This window comes from Mycobacterium sp. NGS66, assembly GCF_059812225.1.
In genome coordinates this window covers 178857-195071 of record NZ_JCALCG010000010.1, presented here as the reverse complement: position 1 = coordinate 195071, position 16215 = coordinate 178857, and the positions used below count along the sequence as shown (strand labels likewise).

18 protein-coding genes are annotated in these 16215 nt (G+C 66.0%); 7 read left to right on the top strand and 11 right to left on the bottom strand.

Annotated features, from left to right (window positions below; translation table 11 throughout):
• Positions 1 to 20 precede the first annotated feature (20 nt).
• The 3 genes from AC5Y2L_RS18960 to AC5Y2L_RS18950 all read right to left on the bottom strand — a co-directional run bounded on the left by AC5Y2L_RS18960 (position 21) and on the right by AC5Y2L_RS18950 (position 1539).
• Positions 21 to 404 carry a hypothetical protein gene (locus tag AC5Y2L_RS18960; RefSeq protein ID WP_499939228.1) on the bottom strand — a complete coding sequence of 128 codons (384 nt, stop codon included), beginning with the start codon at positions 402 to 404 and terminating at the stop codon, positions 21 to 23.
• A gap of 177 nt (positions 405 to 581) precedes the next feature.
• Positions 582 to 950 carry a hypothetical protein gene (locus AC5Y2L_RS18955; RefSeq protein WP_499939331.1) on the bottom strand — a complete coding sequence of 123 codons (369 nt, stop codon included), beginning with the start codon at positions 948 to 950 and terminating at the stop codon, positions 582 to 584.
• A gap of 82 nt (positions 951 to 1032) precedes the next feature.
• Positions 1033 to 1539, bottom strand: a complete 507-nt coding sequence (locus AC5Y2L_RS18950) for a hypothetical protein (protein WP_499939229.1) — start codon at positions 1537 to 1539, stop codon at positions 1033 to 1035.
• A 598-nt stretch (positions 1540 to 2137) separates the two neighbouring features.
• Between AC5Y2L_RS18950 and AC5Y2L_RS18945 the strand changes: the two genes are divergently transcribed.
• Positions 2138 to 2482 carry a hypothetical protein gene (locus AC5Y2L_RS18945; RefSeq protein ID WP_499939231.1) on the top strand — a complete coding sequence of 115 codons (345 nt, stop codon included), beginning with the start codon at positions 2138 to 2140 and terminating at the stop codon, positions 2480 to 2482.
• 27 nt (positions 2483 to 2509) lie between these two features.
• Here AC5Y2L_RS18945 and AC5Y2L_RS18940 read toward each other — a convergent pair whose 3' ends face one another.
• From AC5Y2L_RS18940 to AC5Y2L_RS18930, 3 genes are read right to left on the bottom strand one after another with little or no spacing between them, the layout of a single operon-like run.
• On the bottom strand, positions 2510 to 3655 hold the full coding sequence (locus tag AC5Y2L_RS18940; protein ID WP_499939232.1) for a DUF4185 domain-containing protein: 1146 nt from the start codon (positions 3653 to 3655) through the stop codon (positions 2510 to 2512).
• Positions 3656 to 3662: 7 nt separating this feature from the next.
• Positions 3663 to 4697, bottom strand: coding sequence for an aspartate-semialdehyde dehydrogenase (locus AC5Y2L_RS18935; RefSeq protein ID WP_499939234.1), 1035 nt, complete (start codon positions 4695 to 4697; stop codon positions 3663 to 3665).
• Positions 4698 to 5963: an aspartate kinase gene (locus tag AC5Y2L_RS18930; RefSeq protein ID WP_499939235.1), complete on the bottom strand. Its 1266-nt coding sequence runs from the start codon at positions 5961 to 5963 to the stop codon at positions 4698 to 4700.
• 280 nt (positions 5964 to 6243) lie between these two features.
• Between AC5Y2L_RS18930 and leuA the strand changes: the two genes are divergently transcribed.
• The gene (gene leuA, locus AC5Y2L_RS18925) at positions 6244 to 8106 is read left to right on the top strand and encodes a 2-isopropylmalate synthase (RefSeq protein WP_499939237.1); all 1863 of its coding nucleotides are present in this window, start codon (positions 6244 to 6246) and stop codon (positions 8104 to 8106) included.
• On the opposite strand, the gene AC5Y2L_RS18920 is transcribed toward leuA, so the two are convergent.
• On the bottom strand, positions 8103 to 8879 hold the full coding sequence (locus tag AC5Y2L_RS18920; RefSeq protein ID WP_499939238.1) for a sensor domain-containing protein: 777 nt from the start codon (positions 8877 to 8879) through the stop codon (positions 8103 to 8105). The genes leuA and AC5Y2L_RS18920 overlap by 4 nt on opposite strands.
• A gap of 305 nt (positions 8880 to 9184) precedes the next feature.
• Between AC5Y2L_RS18920 and AC5Y2L_RS18915 the strand changes: the two genes are divergently transcribed.
• Both AC5Y2L_RS18915 and AC5Y2L_RS18910 read left to right on the top strand, forming a co-directional pair.
• On the top strand, positions 9185 to 10306 hold the full coding sequence (locus AC5Y2L_RS18915; protein WP_499939240.1) for an FHA domain-containing protein: 1122 nt from the start codon (positions 9185 to 9187) through the stop codon (positions 10304 to 10306).
• Between the two features lie 309 nt (positions 10307 to 10615).
• A complete protein-coding gene (locus tag AC5Y2L_RS18910; protein ID WP_499939242.1) occupies positions 10616 to 10903 on the top strand; it encodes a DUF4333 domain-containing protein in 288 nt (95 codons plus the stop codon).
• Here the strand turns inward: AC5Y2L_RS18910 and AC5Y2L_RS18905 are convergent, their stop codons facing one another.
• Entirely contained in the window at positions 10904 to 11887 is a 984-nt protein-coding gene (locus AC5Y2L_RS18905; RefSeq protein ID WP_499939244.1) for a DEDDh family exonuclease, read from the bottom strand. It lies immediately after the preceding gene.
• Positions 11888 to 11896: 9 nt separating this feature from the next.
• On the opposite strand from AC5Y2L_RS18905, the gene AC5Y2L_RS18900 reads away from it, so the two are divergent.
• From AC5Y2L_RS18900 to AC5Y2L_RS18890, 3 genes are all read left to right on the top strand, one after another.
• Complete coding sequence (locus tag AC5Y2L_RS18900; protein ID WP_499939245.1) at positions 11897 to 12187, top strand: hypothetical protein; 291 nt, start codon at positions 11897 to 11899, stop codon at positions 12185 to 12187.
• Between the two features lie 134 nt (positions 12188 to 12321).
• On the top strand, positions 12322 to 13563 hold the full coding sequence (locus AC5Y2L_RS18895; protein ID WP_499939247.1) for a Mur ligase family protein: 1242 nt from the start codon (positions 12322 to 12324) through the stop codon (positions 13561 to 13563).
• Entirely contained in the window at positions 13556 to 14263 is a 708-nt protein-coding gene (locus AC5Y2L_RS18890) for a type 1 glutamine amidotransferase (RefSeq protein WP_499939248.1), read from the top strand. Before AC5Y2L_RS18895 ends, AC5Y2L_RS18890 begins: the two co-directional genes overlap by 8 nt.
• A gap of 3 nt (positions 14264 to 14266) precedes the next feature.
• Here the strand turns inward: AC5Y2L_RS18890 and AC5Y2L_RS18885 are convergent, their stop codons facing one another.
• The 3 genes from AC5Y2L_RS18885 to AC5Y2L_RS18875 all read right to left on the bottom strand — a co-directional run bounded on the left by AC5Y2L_RS18885 (position 14267) and on the right by AC5Y2L_RS18875 (position 16204).
• On the bottom strand, positions 14267 to 15097 hold the full coding sequence (locus AC5Y2L_RS18885) for a type IV toxin-antitoxin system AbiEi family antitoxin (protein ID WP_499939250.1): 831 nt from the start codon (positions 15095 to 15097) through the stop codon (positions 14267 to 14269).
• A gap of 138 nt (positions 15098 to 15235) precedes the next feature.
• Positions 15236 to 15847 (bottom strand): recombination mediator RecR, encoded by a 612-nt coding sequence (gene recR / locus AC5Y2L_RS18880; protein ID WP_499939251.1) that lies wholly within the window; start codon positions 15845 to 15847, stop codon positions 15236 to 15238.
• Positions 15848 to 15850: 3 nt separating this feature from the next.
• Positions 15851 to 16204, bottom strand: coding sequence for a YbaB/EbfC family nucleoid-associated protein (locus AC5Y2L_RS18875; RefSeq protein WP_499939253.1), 354 nt, complete (start codon positions 16202 to 16204; stop codon positions 15851 to 15853).
• Between the last annotated feature and the right edge of the window lie 11 nt (positions 16205 to 16215).

Sequence of the window (16215 nt, the reverse complement as noted above, 5' to 3'; positions counted from 1 at the left end):
TCTGGCTTGGCCTCGACGGATTAAGGACGCGGTGGCGCGCTCGAAGCAGACGGCGGAGCGGGAGTCGTCGGCGACTGAGCGGGACCACCCGGCCCGCCGGGAGCGCTGGGGCTCATGCCCGGCATGCCGGGTCCAGGGGGACCCCACTGCCAAGGTCCGCCGCCGGGCCCCGGCGGCCCCCAGGGCCGGTACATGCCATGGTGATAGCGGTGATGGCAATGCTGAAGAGAGCCGAAAACCACTGCGCCAGTGAAGAATACGGTCGAGAGAATGAAAACGATCCCGGCGACGATCACCACCCACGCCGCAACGGAATAGAGGCGGGGCGGCTCCCATGGCGGTGGCGGCGGAGCAGCGGTAGCGACCGCGGTCGGCGGGCTCGACGGTTCAGGTGTTTCGCTCATGCCTTGCAATACTGCCCCGGGGCGCAAGCGCCGACAAACGAACTTGCCGTGAATCAGGCTTCGCGGATCGACTACAGCGGATAACCATTAGCCCGGTGCTCAGGCGAGCGCCGGGCTACTGGTTGTGGGGTTGCCGGGGTTCCTCGTACCCGGTGGGGAACTGGATTGTGTGGCGCCTCAGCGCGAGGGCGTCGGCGACACCGACGACGGGATCTGGCTGGGTCCGGGCGAGGGCGACACCGACGGAGCGTTACCCGGCGTGGTCGCGCCGGGTCCACCGCCTTGGCCGTGCCGGTGCCACATCATCCCGTGATGCTTGTGATGGCCGTGGTGGTAACCGCCGTGGCCGGCGTGTCGTCCGAGGCTATAGCCGGTGAAGAAGATGACCGCGACGATGAACACGATCCCGGCAACGATGGCGACCCAGGCCGCGCCCAAAAAGACCCTGGGGACTCTGCGGACGGGTTCGTCGACGACGGGATCGGGTGCGGTCGCGGTTGATCGCCGCACTGTGGGGGTTTCAGGTGATTCAGTCATGAGACGGATGATGCCTGGGTTAACAGTAGTGGCGGCTATGCGCTACTTAAGCAGTAGCTATGAGCTGAACTCTCGAGTTGCGATCCCCGGCTCAGACCTGCCTGGGCGCCGTGAGGTAAGCGAGCGCCAGCTCGAACTCGCCGACGTCGTCCTGATCGAGGCCCAGGTCGCGACGCATGGCCGTGCGCATCTCGTCGGTTTCCTTCGCGCTTTGGCGCATCGTTTCGGCGCTGTCAAATGTCACGGATGCCACCGCCCGCGCGGCTGTGGGGTCGACCATCAGGCTGGCGTTGCAGAATCCAGCAAAATGCTCGATCGCCGGCAGCATTTCCCGCTGGTAGAAATCAATAGCGCTGTCGAACTGCTCGGGCCGGGCTTTGAGCCAGGTGGAACGCACGCACGCACCGGGGCCTGAGCCGTCGTCGCGGCGCACAACCGCGATCTGCCATAGGTTGTCGATGGGCGAGCCGCCGAGGATCTGGGCGGCTCGCTTATTCTGCGGCTGCATCTGGGGGGTGCTCGCGTGCATCGCTTCGATGGTCCGCCACGAGTTGATCGAAATGCATCTGCCCGACCGACGATCGACCAACACCGCCATACCGAGACAACCGTCGATGCTCCGGAGCACGGGCCAGGTCGATTCGCGAAAATGCGCAATTCCAGCGTCGATCGACGCGGGTTGCGCCTGAATGGTGGTAGAGCGCGCGTACACGGTCAGCCCGCCTCAAGTCAGGGCGGCACCCCGGGCGGCGCCACCGGTTTCACCGGATACCTTTCTCCTACCGATTTGTCCTGGCAATCCTTGGAACGGCCAGATGGGAGCGGAGAACCAAATCGCCCGTCCGCAGCGATGGCGGGTTCACGGTTTAGGGCTGATGTTGACGAATGCCAGCACCATGATGACGACGACGGCGATCAACGCGACGCCAGCCACCTGCACGGCATTTCGCAATTCCCGATGTAACTAACCGCGCAGGCGTTTAGGCTTCGACGAATCGGGCGAAGTCATGCGCTCTTCCGCATTCAGTGTGGAAGGAAATCGAGGCCGGTGTGGAGGTGCTCGAGATACCGATCTGCCTTGACTTGCGACCTTCCGCCCTGCAAGTTCAGCGAGCCCACCTGTCGGCCGGGACTTTAACCTCGTAACCCCAAGGGCGCCTTGCCAATAGGCCAGGAAACGAAAGGAGGATGCACCCGTGTCGTCATGGCGCCCGATTACCTGGTTCATCATCGTGGTGCAGGTTTTGTTCGTCACGTGGCTGGTCGTCAAAGTCGTCGCAGGTTTCGGTGCCTGTCCGCCCGACCAACACTCCGATGTGTGCAGATCTGGCGGAACAATCGGCACGGGAATCGGTATGGGGATTTTCATCTTCCTCTGTGTCGATGTGCTTCTCGGCGTCCTATGGGTGGTTGACCGGAGCAAACGAACTTGCCCTGCCTGTGGACGAAATGTGGAGAACGACCTTGTGGTCTGCCCTGAATGCGGATTCGACTTTGCCGCCGCACCTCAGGAAGAGGAGCCTCCCGCGCCGCCAGCTTGATGCCCGACGAAAGGGGCTCCACGCCGGCTAAGGCTTGAAGGGGTTGACGGCGAACTGAATCACCCGATACGGCGCACTCACGCGCGCGCGAGTGTCCCACTGGCTGACGAAGATTCGCAGTTCGTCGAGGGTGGAACCGGGTGAGATATACCCGCCGTACGGCTGGGCGAGGCGATTGTCGTAGGGCGGCGGCAGGCTTTCGGCGGGATCGGGCCACTCGTCGTGCTGCACCACCGTGGTCACCGGCGCATCACCCAGCGACGTGGGATCGTTGGCCACCCGGACCTCCATGTCGCCCGTGCTGGCATTGAAATACGACAGCACGGTCTTACCGTCGATTTGGCGGATACACATCTCGCCCACCTTGTCGGGCCACAGCGGCGTCGGCGGCCTGTTCCAGCCGCCACCGGGTCCCGCCGCCCAGCCCTGCCACCGGGACCGGTCGATGAAGGTCTGCGGGGTCGCGCGGTAGAGCATGACCGGGTCTCTGCGGGTGAAGCTGTTGGCCACGATGTAGACCCATCCGCTCGGCGATTCGGGGGTGGGAATCGGGTCGTAATATCCGCTGATCTGTGTTTGGCGACCGCCCTGGTACGACGCATCGCGACGAGACCCGGCAATGGTCTGCCAGCCGGCGCGCGCCGGCACCGGCATGACCAGCCGCGAGTTCTGCGGTTCGAGGTTGTGGGTGGTGGTCACCATCAGGTAGTTGTGCCGATTTATCTGCACTACCCCGGCGGGTAGCTGTGAGTCTCCCGGCGGCGTGGGATCGGCCAACAGCGGTTGGCTGATTCCGGTGACTCCGGTATAGCGCACCCCGGCGGGGTCGTCGACCGATGCGGTGTCGACATGCAGCGCAACCGGCGAATACCAGCCTCCGAACCCGACGCCCTGGCCGGCGAAGCTGTCGCCGCAGACCTGCAGCAGCTGCGCGGGAAACTCGACGAACTCACACAGGTCGGTGGCGCCGATGCCGTAGTCGCCGGTGGGGGTTCCGGTGCCCGCGGTCGGCCCGATGCGTACCACCTCACCCGGCGCCAACGGCTGCAGGATCGGCTGCGGACTCGGCACCGGCGGATCGGCGCCGGCAGCCCAAAGTCCCCAAACACATTGCGGGACAAGGAAAGACGCTACCAACAGCGAACATCGCGACAACGGGCGGGCGAACTTCACCCGCAGATCACAATTCAGCGGTCAGCAGCTCGGCGATCTGGATGGTGTTCAACGCCGCGCCCTTACGCAAGTTGTCACCCGAGATGAACAGCGCCAGCCCTCGCCCGTCCGGCACCCCCGGGTCACGGCGAATGCGCCCGACCAATGAATCGTCAATTCCCGCCGCTGCCAACGGATTCGGCACATCGGCCAGCTGCACGCCCGGGGCGCCGTCGAGCAGTTCACGCGCTCGTTCGGGCGATAGTGGCCGGGCGAACTCGGCGTTGATGGACAGCGAGTGCCCGGTGTACACCGGCACCCGCACACAGGTGCCGCTGACCTTCAGATCGGGGATGCCCAGAATCTTGCGGCTTTCGTGACGCAGCTTCTGGTCCTCGTCGGTTTCCCCGGAACCGTCGTCCACCAGGGAACCGGCCAGCGGCAACACGTTGAACGCGATCGGCGCAACGTAGGCATCGGGCGGCGGAAACTCCACAGCGCTGCCGTCGTGCACCAGCCGCTCCGCGTCGTCGACCACCGCACGGGCCTGCGCCGTCAACTCCGCGACCCCGGCCACACCGGTCCCGGAAACCGCTTGATACGTCGAGGCGACCATGCGTACCAGCTCGGCTTCGTCGTGCAGCACCTTGAGCACCGGCATCGCCACCATCGTGGTGCAGTTCGGGTTCGCGATGATGCCCTTGGGTCGACGATGTGCGTCGCGCGAGAAGTTCACCTCAGAAACCACCAACGGCACGTCGGGGTCCTTGCGCCACGCCGAAGAGTTGTCGATCACCGTCACGCCGGCGGCGGCGAAGCGCGGCGCCTGCGCCAACGACGTTGTCTTGCCGGCCGAGAACAGCGCGACGTCCAAACCGGTCGGGTCGGCGGTCGCGGCGTCTTCGACCTCGATCTCCTGGCCGCGGAAAGGCAACTTGCGGCCTTGTGAACGGGCGGACGCGAAGAACCGCACCGTGTCCGCCGGGAAGTCGCGCTCGTCGAGCAGGGCGCGCATGACCTGACCCACCTGGCCGGTCGCTCCCACTACGCCTATGGCAACCATTTACCTACCCGTCCCTGCGTACACCGTCGCCTTCTCCGTCCCGCCCAGGCCGAATGCCTCGTGCAGCGCCACGACGGCCTTGTCGAGTTCGGTGTCGCGGCATAGCACCGAGATGCGGATCTCCGAGGTGGAAATCAGATCGATGTTGACCCCGACGGCGGCCAGCGCCTCACAGAAGGTGGCGGTGACGCCGGGGTGGCTGCGCATTCCCGCGCCGATCAGCGACACCTTGCCGATGTGGTCGTCGTAGAGCAGTTGGGTGAAGCCGATCTCCTCTTTGAGCGAGTCCAGCTTGGCCACCGCGGTGGGGCCGATGTCGCGTGAACAGGTGAACGTGATGTCGGTCTTGCCGTCCTCGACCTTGGACACGTTCTGCAACACCATGTCGATGTTGACGTCGGCGTCGGCGACCGCGCGGAACACTTTGGCCGCATAGCCCGGGATGTCGGGGATCCCGACGATGGTCACCTTGGCCTCGCTGCGGTCGTGGGCTACACCGGTCAGAATGGGGTCTTCCATGGGTATGTCCTTGATCGATCCGACGACGACGGTGCCCAGCTTGTCCGAATACGAGGACCGGACATGCACCGGCATGTTGTAGCGACGGGCGTATTCCACGCAGCGCAGCATCAGCACCTTGGCCCCGCATGCCGCCATCTCGAGCATCTCCTCGAAGGTGACCGTGTCGAGCTTGCGGGCGTTGGGCACGATCCGCGGGTCCGCGGTGAAGATGCCGTCCACGTCGGTGTAAATCTCGCAAACGTCGGCGTGCAGAGCCGACGCCAACGCGACCGCCGTGGTGTCAGAGCCGCCACGGCCCAGCGTGGTGACGTCGCGGGTGTCCTGGCTGACGCCTTGGAATCCGGCCACCAGGACAACGCGCCCTTCGTCCAGCGCTGCCTGCAGCCGTCCCGGCGTGACGTCGATGATTTTCGCGTTGCCGTGGGTGCCGGTGGTGATCACGCCGGCCTGCGAACCGGTGAACGAGCGGGCTTTGGCGCCCAGCGATTCGATCGCCATCGCGACCAGCGCATTGGAAATGCGTTCACCTGCCGTCAGCAACATGTCCAGTTCCCGGGGTGGCGGGACGGGGCAGACTTGCTGAGCCAGGTCGAGCAGGTCGTCGGTGGTGTCGCCCATCGCAGAAACTACGACCACCACGTCGTTGCCCTGCTTCTTGGTCTCCACGATGCGCTCGGCAACTCGACGGATTCGGTCGGCGTCGGACACCGAGGATCCGCCGTACTTCTGCACGACGAGCGCCACTGAGCTGTCCTGTCTCGGAGTTCGAGTGATGGTGCTGGATTAAGTCCACAACAGGATACTTGGCGGCGCATCCCGGTTTTCCGGGCTCTCACGGTGCCGAGCGTGGGCTCTAGAGACGAAAATCTAGCTCAGTTCGTCCATAGGCCACACGTTCGGCGCTCACGCGCGGTTTTGGCCACGGAACGGATCGCGGTAGAGTTCTTGACGTGCAGCGGGTGCTCCTCCTCGGACGCCGCGACGGGGTCTGATCCAGACCGGCTTCCCGTCGCGGGCGTTGGCGATGCGCCGGTCTGAGGTTCCTTCTCACATCCCCGGAGCAACTACCGTGACCAGTTTCGATTTACCTGACGCCTATATCGAGTCCGCAAATGCTCGCAGCGTCGTAAAACCCGCCGGGCCGCCCAGGCCCGGTCAGCCGGTATGGAACCCTCAACGGGCTTCGTCCATGCCGATCCACCGATACCGGCCGTTCGCCGACGAAGTCGAGCCGATCACTCTGCCCGACCGCACCTGGCCCGACAAGGTCATCACTCATGCTCCCCTGTGGTGCGCGGTCGACCTGCGGGACGGCAATCAGGCCCTGATCGACCCAATGAGTCCCGCTCGCAAGCGCCGCATGTTCGACCTGCTGGTTCGCATGGGCTACAAGGAGATCGAAGTCGGGTTCCCGTCAGCCAGCCAGACCGACTTCGACTTTGTCCGCGAGATCATCACCGAGGGCGTGATACCCGACGACGTCACCATTCAGGTGCTGACCCAATGCCGGCCCGAGCTGATCGAGCGCACCTTCGAAGCGTGCGAGGGAGCGCCGCAGGCCATCGTGCACTTCTACAACTCGACGTCGATCCTGCAGCGCCGAGTGGTGTTTCAGGCCGACCGGCCCGCGGTGCAGGCCATTGCGACCGACGGGGCCCGCAAGTGCGTCGAGGAAGCCGCCAAATATCCCGGCACACGGTGGCGGTTCGAGTACTCGCCGGAGTCTTACACCGGAACCGAATTGGAGTACGCCAAGCAGGTGTGTGACGCCGTGGCCGAGGTCATCCAGCCGACGCCGGACAACCCGATCATCTTCAACCTGCCGGCCACCGTCGAGATGGCCACCCCCAACGTCTACGCCGATTCGATCGAGTGGATGAGCCGCAACCTGGCCAACCGGGACTCCGTCATCCTCAGCCTGCATCCGCACAACGACCGCGGAACCGCCGTCGCCGCAGCCGAATTGGGCTTCGCCGCCGGCGCCGACCGAATCGAGGGCTGCCTGTTCGGCAACGGCGAGCGCACCGGCAACGTCTGCCTGGTCACCCTCGGGCTGAACCTGTTCTCCCGCGGTGTGGACCCGCAGATCGACTTTTCCAATATCGACGAGATCCGGCGCACGGTGGAGTACTGCAACCAGCTGCCGGTCCACGAGCGTCACCCCTACGGCGGTGACCTGGTCTACACCGCGTTCTCGGGCAGCCATCAGGACGCCATCAACAAGGGCCTGGACGCGATGAAAGTCGATGCGGACGCCGCCGACGCCGACGTCGAGGACATCCTGTGGCAGGTGCCATACCTGCCGATCGATCCCAAAGACGTCGGGCGCACCTATGAGGCGGTGATCCGGGTCAACTCGCAGTCCGGCAAGGGCGGGGTGGCCTACATCATGAAAGCCGATCACGGCCTGGTCCTGCCGCGACGGCTACAGATCGAGTTCTCCCAGGTGATTCAGAAGATCGCCGACGGGGAAGGTGGCGAGGTCTCGCCGAAGGAGATGTGGGACGCGTTCTCCGAGGAATACCTGGCACCGATACTGCCGCTGGAACGCATGCGGCAGCGCGTCGATGCGCCCGAGGACGACACCGGCCCGACCAGCATTACCGCGACGGTGAAGATCAACGGGGTGGAGACCGAGATCAGCGGCTCCGGCAATGGCCCGGTGGACGCTTTCGTGGATGCGCTGGGCACCGTCGGCTTCAAGGTCGCGGTCCTGGACTACTCCGAGCACGCGATGAGTTCCGGCGGTGACGCTCAGGCAGCGGCCTACGTCGAGGCTTCCATCGAAGGCCGGACGGTGTGGGGTGTGGGGATAGCACCGTCGATCACGACGGCGTCGCTGCGCGCCGTGGTGTCGGCCGTCAACCGGGCACTCGCTACGGCTTAGGTATGTGACACCGCGGCAGCGATCTTGCCGACCACCTCGGCCGCTTGGTTTGTGGTGCCGAACCCGCACCACAGCACGTCGATAATCACGTTGTTGCGCAGTCCCATCGCTCGCTGACAGGTGTAGCCGTCGCTGAAGCTGGGGATCTGCGTGGCGGTCAAAGTGTTTTCGTTGGTCTCCACGTCGCGAAATGACCAGGCGACCATCCGACGGCCCGGCCGGACGACGAAGGCGGATCTGCCAGAGCACGCGGACCATCGTTGTTCGGCCTGTCGGAAGAATTGCTTGGCCGCTTCCGCGTCCGGGAAACTCACCAGTCCTTGAATGACCGCATGACGCGCACTGCCCTCCGGTCGGGCGTCGTTGAGCAGTTGTCCGGTCACCACGTTCCAGCTGCTGTCGCGGTAGACCGTTTCCTGGATCGGCGAATAGATGTCCAGGCAACTGCGGCCCACGAGATTCTCGTCGTCAGCGGCCATCTGCGAGAGCGTGCTGCGCAGCGTCAAGTCGGTCGATCCGCCGATGGCGTTGATTTCGCCCGGGGAGAGCAGCAGGCCGTCGAGTTGCGCGGGCTGAATCGGGGGAGGCTGCCAACGACCGAGGTCGGGCGCGGCGGTCGGCCGGCCGGCGGTGGTGACAGAGCACCCGGTCAACAACAAGCACAAGCCGATGGCCGCGAACGTCGCACCGCGCAGACCGGCGGCGGCTCGACTTGTCCGCCGGGGAACGCGCCTTGCGGCACGGTCACGGGATGCGGAGACGTTGGTCGTCATGGTGGATTTCTCCCTTCGGGAATCGCTCTCCCGCGCACGGATGCCACGACTGTAAACGAAGCACCGCGCTAATGCAACATTAAATACGTAGCAGCTACGCTTCGACGGGATCGGTGATCCCCAGCGGTGGATTGAAGTGCGCGAAGAGTCCGGTGTCCAGCGACCAGACGTCGGCGTTGTCCCTGGTGCCAAGCCTTACGATGCGGAAGCTAAACGACAACGGTTGGCGATTCAGCCGCCGTTCACGTCCCAGGAAAGATGTAGCATCTGTAGGCGCAGCTTGCAGCGACCCTCGGGAGTAGGTGTTGACGATCGACCACGGTGCGCCGGCAATCGCACCGCCGCTGGCGGTACGAATCGGGCAAGACACGCAGACCCTTGACCCGCGAACCGGCGTCGCCGTCATCGGCCGAGATGCCTCGGCGGCCATGCGCATCAGCGACGACCGGATCTCCCGTTGGCATGTCCGACTGGAACCGCGCCGCGACGGCTGGGAAGCCATCGACACCAGCACCAACGGGATGTACCTCGACGGCGTGCGCCGCAGCTCAGTGCTGGTCACCGGCCCCACCACGATTCATCTGGGCGCTCCCGACGGCATCCCGGTGAGCCTGACGCCTGGCGAATCGGCCGACGACTCAGTCGAAGTCACCGGTGTGCTCGACGTGGCCGAACCCGACGAGGACGAATGGTGGGGAGAGGAGACGGATCCGGGTGTCGCGCGCGCCGGTCGCGCGGTGGCGGCTCGACGCAACGAGCTGGAGATCACGCAGCGCAGCCTGGCCCGAGACAAGGTGATTAATGCCGGCACCTTGATCGCTTTCGAGAAAGGCCGCAGCTGGCCGCGACGCGCGACGCTGTCGAAGTTGGAGAAGGTGCTGAACTGGCCGCCGGGCACCATTGCGCGCATCCGCAGCGGAGCCGCCGCCGCGCCCGGGGCGCCGGCCGCCGTCCCGTCCGATCAGGCCACCGAAGCGTTCAGCGACACCGTGCGGGCGCCGCTGATGGCCGAGGCTGTGGAGTTGGCCATGCACAGCATCACGTCGGCCATCTCGGCCCTGCCGGAACCGTCCGATCCCGACTTCACGCCCCGCGTCGGCAGCATCCTCGCTGATCTGCGAAAACTGGAGAAGGTGGCAGCCAACGCCGCGCGTAATGCCAAGGGCACGCCGTCGGTCGTCTTGGCGCTGAGCAGCGTGCGCCGCACCTACAACGACCTGATGACCCGGGCTGCGGGGTCCCCCCGGGCGACGTTGGGTCAGCGGCTGCACGGGGCCCGCCACCGTGCCGAAATCAGCCTGGAAGAGGCCGCGACCGCCGCCGGTCTGCCGATCGACGTCCTCGAAGATGCCGAGGCCGATCGCCCGATACCGCAGGAAGCAGCCGAGGCGCTCACGACACTCATCGCTCAGCTGACGACGACCTGATGAGCGCGGTGCATCGATTTAATCGATGCACCGCTACGGAAATGCTGTATGATAGGCGAGTCAACAACGCGCCAGCTCCAAGGTCGGACAGTGAATGCACCACACGGATTAATCGCCCCCGTTCGGTTCGCGCCCCCGCCTCACGCCTTGCCGCATCGGCCGGTGGCTCTCTGGGCTCCGGTGATGCTCCCGGTTGGCCCCCCACCGCCCAGTTATTTCGGATCCCCGACCGCTGTCGCTGGTTACCGTCCAGCGTCTGGCGGCCAGTCGAACCGGGTCCTTCTGCTCAGCGCTGGTGTCGTTTGCAGCATGGTCGCTGCGGTGGTGCTGATATTGGGGTTCGCCGCTCCCGGCTTTTTCCTCGGCCGTCAGCTCGACGTCCGTCAGGCGCAGGCCGGCATCGAACAACTTCTGGTCGACCCCGGCGGCTACGGGGCCAAGAACGTCGACGGCGTCGTTTGCAATGGCGGGCACAACCCCACCGTCAAGAAGGGGACGACGTTCACCTGCGAGGCGACCATCGACAGCGTGCGATGGCAATTTCCCGTCCGGTTCACCGATGATGCGGGCAGCTACGAAGTAGGGCGCCCGCAATAGTCAGAACAGCGCGAACTGCTCGTCGACCATCGGCGTGAATTCCTCCATGGTGCAACCACTGACGACGGAGTCGACGCTGTCCATGAAGTGCGCGTCGGAGACCACGGGCACCCCCAACTGCAGCGCGTGATAGCCCTTGCCCTGCTCCGGAGCGTTTTCGTTGCAAACCACCAGCGAGGTCTCGACGTCGACGGCGTCGCTGTACGCCAGCCCGGCGTGCAGGATCCGCTCGACCAGCTCCTCGTGGGTGCGTCTCACCTCGGCGGCCAGCGCCACTCGCATGCCCTGGACAAGCGGCCTGCCGCGAACATACCGGCCCGGGTTGAGATAGGGACAGGGCAACCGGGACGCCAGCGCCTTGAGCGGTCGCAGCTCGTCGTGGGTCACCCGGCCGTTGGGCCAGCGGCGTCGCGTCACCGGATGCACCGGCAGCCAGATGTCGCGTTCCCGCGCCCGCCGCAACGCAGCGGCCAGCACACCGGTCAGCACCGTCGCGTCGTCGAAGGCGTCGTGCGGGCGCCGCTGGCTCACACCCCAGTGCGCCGCCAGCGTTTCCAGCCGCAAATTGTCGATGCCGAGGTTCAGCCGGCGAGCCAGCTCGACGGTGCACATGACCGTGTCGACCGGAAGTTCGGCTTCGGCGAACTCGGCCTCGGCGGCAAGGAACGCGTAGTCGAACGCGACATTGTGGGCCACCAGCGTGCGACCGCGCAGCACTTCAACCAGGTCCCCGACGATGTCGGCGAACTGCGGCTGATCTTCCAGCATCGAGGCGGTCAGGCCGTGCACATGGGTGGGTCCGGGGTCGACGCCGGGGTTGAGCAGGCTGACCACCGATTGTTCCACCCGGCCGTCGGCGTCGAGGCCGAGAGCCGCGATGCTGATGACCCGCGCCTGTCCCGGGCGAAAACCCGAGGTCTCGACGTCGATGACGGCCCAACCCTCGTCCGGGTGGCGGGCCGGCCGTCCCCAGATGTGGCTCATGGCTTGAGGATGGCACGCCCGACCGACATCGCCCGGTTCCTGCGCATCGTGTCTGCTTGCTTTGCCATCATTCTTCTTCGCCAAGACCTACGATCGTGCAGGTGGCCGGGTCATACACCAGGGCGACGGACGACGACCGCAACAACACTTGCCAGTTGCTGGACGCGGCCCTCGGCGAGGGCTGCCAAGGGGGGCGGCCTGGCGCTCGAAATCCATCTCTCCGACGACAACGGCAAGAGCGGCTACATCACTGTCGGCGCCGACGGCAGCGTGCAGCAGATCCACGCGCCGGCGACCTGATTCGGTGCCATACAACGGCGACCCGCCGCGCCCGGCGCCAAGCGCCGCGCTTGCGATCGCGCTCAAGTAGATGAGGGCGACCCGCCGCGCCCGGCGCCAAGCGCCGCGCTTGCGATCGCCCTTAAACTGCGCGGGTGGTTACCACCCGTGCTCGTCTGGCCCTGGCCGCGGGGGCCAGCGCGCGCTGGGCGTCACGAGTAACGGGACGCGGCGCCGGGGCGATGATCGGCGGCCTGGTCGCGATGACGCTGGACCGCTCGGTGCTGCGCCAGCTCGGGGTCGGACGGCGCACGGTCATCGTGACCGGCACCAACGGCAAGTCGACGACGACCCGCATGGTCGCTGCCGCGCTGGGGACGCTGGGTGCGGTGGCGACCAATGCCGAGGGCGCCAATATGGACGCCGGCCTGGTAGCCGCGCTGGCCGCCAACCGCCGGGCCACACTCGCAGCTCTCGAGGTCGACGAGATGCATGTGCCGCACGTGTCCGACGCGGTCGAACCGGCCGCCGTCGTCTTGCTCAACCTGTCGCGCGACCAGCTGGATCGCGTCGGCGAGATCAACGTCATCGAACGAACCCTGCGGGCGGGGTTGGCCGGACACCCGAAAGCCGTCGTGGTCGCCAACTGCGACGACGTGCTGATGGCATCGGCGGCGTACGACAGCCCCAACGTGGTGTGGGTGGCGGCCGGCGGCTCATGGTCGAACGACTCGGTGAGCTGTCCGCGCAGCGGCGAGGTGATCGTCCGCGAGGGCGGTCAGTGGCACAGCACCGGCGCCGACTTCAAGCGGCCGTGTCCCGACTGGTGGTTCGACGACGACACCCTCTACGGGCCCGACGGGCTGGCGTTGCCGATGCACCTGGCACTACCCGGCGCGGTCAACCGCGGGAATGCCGCTCAGGCCGTCGCCGCTGCCGTCGCGCTGGGCGCCGATCCGGCTGAAGCCGTCGCGGCGGTCTCCGGCGTCGACGAAGTTGCCGGCCGTTACCGGACCGTGCATGTCGGTCCGCATGAGGCGCGGATCCTGTTGGCCAAGAATCCGGCCGGCTGGCAGGAAGCACTGTCGATGGTCGACGAAACCGCGGACGGCGTGGTCATCGCGGTCAACGGGCAGATTCCTGATGGCGAGGACCTGTCCTGGCTGTGGGATGTGCGCTTCGAGCACTTCGCGGAGACCTGCAGAGCAACCCCGGTGGTCGCCGCCGGCGAGCGCGGCACCGATCTGGCGGTGCGTCTGGGATACGCGGGTGTGCCGCACACGCTGGTGCACGACACACTGGCCGCCATCGCGTCGTGCCCACCCGGGCGGGTCGAGGTCGTCGCCAACTACACCGCTTTCCTTCAGCTGCAGCGAAAGTTGATGCGCCGTGGCTGAGTCGACCGTGCGAATCGGGCTGGTACTGCCCGACGTGATGGGCACCTATGGCGACGGCGGTAACGCCGTGGTGCTGCGCCAACGACTGCTCTTGCGCGGCATCGCGGCCGAGATCGTCGAAATCACGCTCGCCGAACCGGTACCGGAGTCACTGGACCTGTACACGCTGGGCGGTGCCGAAGACTACGCCCAGCGTCTGGCCACTCGGCACCTGATCCGATACCCGGGCCTGCAGCGTGCGGCCGGGCGCGGTGCGCCCGTGCTGGCCATTTGCGCGGCGATCCAGGTGCTGGGGCACTGGTATGAGACGTCTGCGGGCGAACGGGTCGAGGGAGTCGGGTTGCTGGATCTGACCACGTCGCCACAGGAATCGCGCACCATCGGCGAGCTGGTCAGCAAGCCGCTGCTGGCCGGGTTGACCGAACCCCTCACCGGCTTCGAGAACCATCGCGGCGGCACCGTCCTGGGCGCAGCGGCGTCCCCGCTCGGCGAGGTGATCAAGGGTGCCGGCAACCGGATCGGGGACGGCTTCGACGGCGCAATTCAGGGGACCGTCGTCGCGACCTACATGCACGGACCGTGCCTGGCCCGTAACCCAGAGCTCGCCGACCTGCTGCTTTCCCAGGTGGTGGGCGAGCTGGCGCCGCTAGAGCTACCCGAGGTGGATCTGCTGCGCCGCGAGCGGCTATCCGCACGCTAAAAGCTAGGGTCGCCATCCCCTGCTCACCATTGCTTGCCGCACTCGACTCACGATGTCGTCGGGTGTGTCTTCGGCGATCACCCGAATGTCGATCCAACCCGACTTCTCGATTTTGCGCATCCGCCGCTGGTCGTGGACGTACTGACGACGGTCGCTGCGATGCTGGTCACCGTCGTACTCGGCCGCTACCCCGTACTCGTCCCAACCCATATCCAGCACGGCAACCAGTCGCCAATTCTCATGCACTGGAATCTGCGTGGTGGGCACGGGGAAGCCCGCGTCGATCAACAGCAGTCGCAGCCAGGTTTCCTTCGGCGACGCTGCACCGCCGTCGACCAGCGGCAGGACCGCCCGCAGCCGCCGGACCCCACGGGCCCACGCGTGACGCTTGGCGAGCAACAGCACGTCCTCGTTGGAAAACGGCGTCGCTCGCATCAAGGCATCCATCCGCTCCAAAGCGTGGCCTCGCGGCAGGTGGCGACCGAGGTCGTACGCCGTCCGCGCCGGCGTGGTGACCGGCAGACCCAGCGCATGGGTGATCTCGTCGTCACTCACCTTCTCGTCACGTGCGACGAGCCCGCGCGGCGGCCGGGTGTTCGACCAGATCAGCTCGATCGGGGTGTCGACGTCCACCCAGCGCGCACCGTGCAGTGCTGAAGCGGCGACCCCAGCGATGACCGCTCGGCGGCCGGACCACAACCACGCGGCGGTCATCCGGTCTCGCAGGGACAGGTCATGACCCTTCGGCACATAGACGCCCGGATAAACCGGGCGATACCACCGTTGCAGCTCATGCCGAGTCGCTTCCCCCGTACCGATGAACACCGTCGCCATTTTGAAAATGTTGGCAGTAAGGACCGACAACTCGCTGAGGCTGTAAATCTGCAGGGAAAGTGCGAGAAGAAGCCTGCAAAACTACAGGCTCGGCGAAACGCCGATCAGACCGAAACGCCGATCAGACCGAAACGCCGATCAAACCATGGCGCGGCGGCCAGTCAGCGCGCGCCCGAGCGTCAACTCGTCGGCGAATTCCAAGTCGCCGCCCATCGGCAGTCCGGAGGCGATTCGCGTCACGGTCAGGCCCGGAATATCGCGCAGCATGCGAACCAGGTAGGTCGCGGTCGCCTCGCCCTCGGTGTTCGGGTCGGTGGCGATGATCACCTCGGTGATGTCGACGCCGTCGACCCGCTCACCGATGCGGCTCAGCAACTCGCGGATGCGCAGCTGTTCGGGACCGATCCCGGACAGCGGATCCAGCGCTCCGCCCAGGACGTGGTAGCGGCCGCGGAACTCACGGGTCCGCTCGATGGCTTGAATATCCTTCGGCTCCTCGACGACGCAAACCACCGACGCATCTCTACGGGTATCGGCACAAATTCTGCACCGCTCGTTGTCGGAAACGTTGCCGCATACCGCGCAGAACTGCACGCCCTCACGTACTTTCGCCAACACCGCCGTCAGCCGGTCGATCTCCGGCGGTTCGACCGACAACAGATGAAAGGCGATGCGCTGGGCACTCTTGGGCCCGATACCCGGCAGCTTGCCGAGCTCGTCGATCAGATCCTGGACGGGTCCTTCAAACACGGGTCAGGGCCCGCCGACGCCAGGCACACCCGGTGGGTTCGGCGGGTTGGGTGGCGCCATGGCACCGGCCAGGGCGCCCAACCGCTCCTGGGCCATCTTGGTGACCTGCTTGGACGCGTCGGCCATGGCGCCGACGATCAAGTCCTGCAAGGTCTCGATGTCCGACGGGTCGACGACTTTGGGGTCGATCGTCACGGAGACCACCTCGCCGCTGCCCTTGACGAGGACCTTGACCAGACCACCGCCGGCCTGGCCGAGCAGCTCGGCGTTGGCCAGCTGCTGTTGGGCTTCCATCAGCTTTTGCTGCATCTGCTGCGCCTGGGCGAGCAGTGCCGACATATCGCCTCCGGGTTGCATGACAGTCCCCT